Below are 4,066 nucleotides of genomic sequence, written 5' to 3'. Positions count from 1 at the left end.
GTGATTAAATTCCAATTTAAGTTGCGCCAGTGAATCAAAAATAGTATTTGACACAAATTCTGTTTTCACTGCTTTGAATGTGCTTTCTGCAATTGCGTTATCATAGGGGCAGCCTTTGCGACTTAAGGACCGTTTAATTCCAAATGCTGTTAAACATTCATCAATCAAATGATTATCAAACTCTTTTCCTCTGTCAGAATGAAACAACTCAATCGTCTGTAAGTTCATTGGAATTTGACTCATAGCTTGCATGACCAGTGCCGCTGTTTTATGCCTGCCAGCACTTCGCCCCACTATTTCTCGATTACTGATATCAACAATTACACAAAGGTAGTGCCAACGTTGTTTAACCCTTACATAGGTTAAATCGGTCACCAATATCTTTCGTGGTTGACCTATATTAAATTCTCGATTCAGTTCATTCCCCACCGGCGATTCATTGCTTTTTTCTGTATGAATACAATATTTTTTACAGGTGTATTTCGAAACCCAGCCATTTTTCGCCATGATTCGACCTATTCGGCGTCGAGATACGGTTATGCCTTGCTTTCTCAGCTCTGCTTGCAGACGCCTTGTACCATAAGCACGATAATTAGTATTAAAAATTTCACCCACTATTTCACTCAGTGATATATCTTGTGATTGCTGCGTTAATTGCCGTTGATAATAGAAACGATTTCGGGTTACATTTAAACATCGACATAATGCACGTAAGCTGTATCGATGCTTATTATGTAAAATTAACTCGATTTTCTTCCCATTATCAACGTCGCTTGCTTTAGGATATCATTCTCCATTAACAAGCGTTTATTCTCTTTGCGTAGCGCGATAAGTTCGTTATCTTCAGTTCGACGATTATCTTTTGCGATGAATGAGCCGGTAGTTTTGTTTTTTATGCATATTCATTACAGTATTTCCTCAAATGACTGTAAACAATGCTAGTAAATCCTACAAATTAGCATTTATAGATTAAAAGTGAGCAACAAAGAGGTTAGTTTTCTTCTTTAACATGATGTGCAACTATTACCTTTTGAAGGTAACGCTTTTCTAAAATAAAAGCCATACAAAAATAGATAATTGTTAATAGCCACAAATGCCAATACTGCTGACTAAATTCGGAAAAATTTGCTCCCATTTGATTTATTTTTACTGACCCAACTATAGCTGGCACAGCCGGGAATATATACCCTATAATATGAAATAGCGATGGCATTAATTCTCTTGGCCAAGATAGCCCTGTTACAAAAAATATCAGCATACTTGTTGGTATTATTACGCAGAATACATCACTGACGGTATGGACGAAATGTGAAAAAACCTTACCCAATAATGCCGTAGAAAAAATAAAAGGGATGATAAACCACAAGGAAACAAAAAGATGACTTAAGCGGGGTAAGTCATACCAATAGTTAGCAAATACGGTGTAAATAATAAAATAGATTATATACAGTATTAAATAAGTCAATAATTTGCCAGAAAGTAGTAATAATGCCGATGAAACCGTGTGATTTTGTTTATTAACAAAGGCTATTTCAAAATCAGAATTTTTACTAAATAGACGGCATAAAATACTACCGATAAATAATGTCTGATTTAAGATCAAAATAAAAGCGGCTGGAATAATATAGGTTGCATATCCTGATTGAGGATTAAATAAACTAATTAACTGGCTATTAAAAGGAGAAACATTATTATTTGCTACTGCAGGATCGACACCTTGCGCTATTTTGCGTGAAATTGAAATTTTAGCGCCAAAATTACTGGCAACGGTATTAATGGCGGTAGCAACATTACTATAAATTAAAATATAGCTCGCATCGCCATAATATGACACTGGGCTAGTTTTTCCTTCTAATATATTCTTTTGAAAACGGTAAGGTATGAGTACAACTCCATATATTTTACGTTCTTCGATAAGTTTTTTAGCCGTTTCTAAGTCTGCAATATGTAAGTCTATATTGATGGACTTATTAGCATCAAGTTGTCTTACTAGATCTCGACTGTAATTGGTATTATCTTGGTCAATAACAGCAATAGGAACATCTCGGATTGCTTCATGTAAATAAGGTTGTGGGTAAAAGATGAAATAGATAAATATTCCCACAAACATAACGCTAACTATCGCTTTGGTTTGGAAAATTCGTTTCAATTCATCATAGGAAATTAATAGTAAAGATTTAATCATATCAACCGCCTACGGATCTTTCGTAAAAAAAGATAAACAAGAATAACCATAACACTTAATTGGATCACTAAATAAACAAACGGTTGTAAGGAAGTTACTATATTTGGCGATCTTAATGTTTGATCAAGACGAATTTGTATATACCATGTTACAGGTAATAAAGCACTCCAAATATAAGCAAAGGTATTCATTGCAATCCGAGGGAAAATAAGCCCAGTAAATCCAAACGCTGGTGATGCTACTAAGCTTGCAGTGCCATAAGCTTGTGCTAGTGTTGATCCCGTTAAACCAAAGAAAATGCCATACAAACATGAAGTCAAAATAAAGCCTATATCACCAAGTATAAGCAATATTAAATGTCCATTTAAGGGTAAATTAAAATTAGCAATTAAAACGGTATCAAATAGAATCAAGCAAAATAAAAAATAGATAAAATAAGGAATAATGCGTCCTAATAAAAAGATAAAAATATTATGATTAGCTAATTGTAATATTTGCTGATACCCCGTTCCAGTAAAACGATCACGAGTAATACTAGTAACCATGGCCATCATAATAATGATTTGTAATATAGTAGGAATTAAACCACTAATTAACGTATATAAATAATTTAAAGTTGGATTATATAAGGGATGTAAACTTGTCGGTATAGTTTGCATTTGGCTTTGTGCAACTGGCGATGCAATTCCTTTTTCTAATAATCCTTGCAATACTATTTGACTATTTGCTGTTTTCAATGCGGAACTCATCGCCCGAAAAATAATCGTTCCAGCTGACATATACTGATTATTATAAAAAGCGACAACTTCTGGCTGATGACCAGCTATAAGATCTTTTTCAAACTCATGCTGAATGAAAAGCACAGCATAAACATCACCTTTAATCAACGCATGTTTAGCTGAGGTAAGATCTTGATAACGTTCAGCTACCTGTAGCTGAGGTGAAGCAGCAACTTGTTGAATTAATAAGCGAGATGATTTGGTTGTATCTTGATCAACAACAGCAATAGGTACCTGAGTAATAACACCGGCATGGTACATATAGACAAATAAAAAAATAAATAATAAAGGATAGATGAAAACTAATAAACACAAAATACGTTGTTTAATTAATTTACGAAGTTCCCATCCAATTACTTGAAATAGCCGGTGATACATTAATATCGTTCCTTTTTGTGTAAAATCTCGATATTATGCAAGCTAGCGAGATTGCCACTTTGTAGTAACACTCATTCCTGGGCGGAGACCTGACACTTTATTAATTGGTTTAGCACGCATTTCAAAAGTCTTTAAGTCAAAATCACCCGTTGCTTTAGTCGCCTGCCAATTCGCATATTGACCTAAAGCATTTAATACAGTGACTTTAACATCTATAATCTGATTATTTAATGCCGGTACTCTTACTTGAAACGTATCACCAACTTTAAGGTTTCCCAGCAAATCTTCACGTATATTAAAAGTAAACCAAATATCATTTAAATCAATAATAGAATAAAGCGGAGTACCTGGACTGTATAATTGCCCTGTTTCAGCGACTCGAGTCGTAATTTGACCGTTAATTGGAGAAACTAAAGTTAATTCATTAACATCAGCTTTTACTTGTGCCAATGCTGCTTCTGATTGTTCAACTTGCACATCGGCTAATTTTTTCTGTTCTACACTACTACCGTTTTCGGCTAGTGATAAGTTAGCTTTAGCGGCTTCATAAGCTTTAATGGCCGCTTGATATTGATTAAAGGATTCATCATAGCTTTGCTTTGAAACAGTGCCATTTTTAGCTAAACGATTAATTCTTTCATAGCTAGTTTGAGCTAAATTTACATCTGATTTAGCTTTATCTAACTGCGCTTTTTGCACATCAATTGTTTCTGGTCTAGTGCTA

4 protein-coding genes are annotated in these 4,066 nt (G+C 34.2%); all 4 read right to left on the bottom strand.

Going from position 1 to position 4,066, the window contains the following annotated elements; genetic code table 11:
• Nucleotides 1–750: IS3 family transposase (locus A9G37_RS04655; protein ID WP_176701861.1), on the bottom strand; the 750-nt coding region annotated here is incomplete at its 3' end.
• A gap of 241 nt (nucleotides 751–991) precedes the next feature.
• Nucleotides 992–2,185: an ABC transporter permease gene (locus A9G37_RS04650; protein ID WP_065574771.1), complete on the bottom strand. Its 1,194-nt coding sequence runs from the start codon at nucleotides 2,183–2,185 to the stop codon at nucleotides 992–994.
• Complete coding sequence (locus A9G37_RS04645) at nucleotides 2,182–3,342, bottom strand: ABC transporter permease (RefSeq protein WP_065574770.1); 1,161 nt, start codon at nucleotides 3,340–3,342, stop codon at nucleotides 2,182–2,184. Before A9G37_RS04645 ends, A9G37_RS04650 begins: the two co-directional genes overlap by 4 nt.
• Before the next feature lie 42 nt (nucleotides 3,343–3,384).
• A partial coding sequence (locus tag A9G37_RS04640; RefSeq protein ID WP_065574769.1) for an HlyD family secretion protein occupies nucleotides 3,385–4,066 on the bottom strand: 682 nt, incomplete at its 5' end.

The sequence above is a fragment of the Gilliamella sp. GillExp13 genome (assembly GCF_001690815.1).
Classification (GTDB): domain Bacteria; phylum Pseudomonadota; class Gammaproteobacteria; order Enterobacterales; family Orbaceae; genus Gilliamella; species Gilliamella bombi.
The sequence above is the reverse complement of the archived record's forward strand: the minus strand, read 5'-3'. Positions and strand labels throughout refer to the sequence as shown.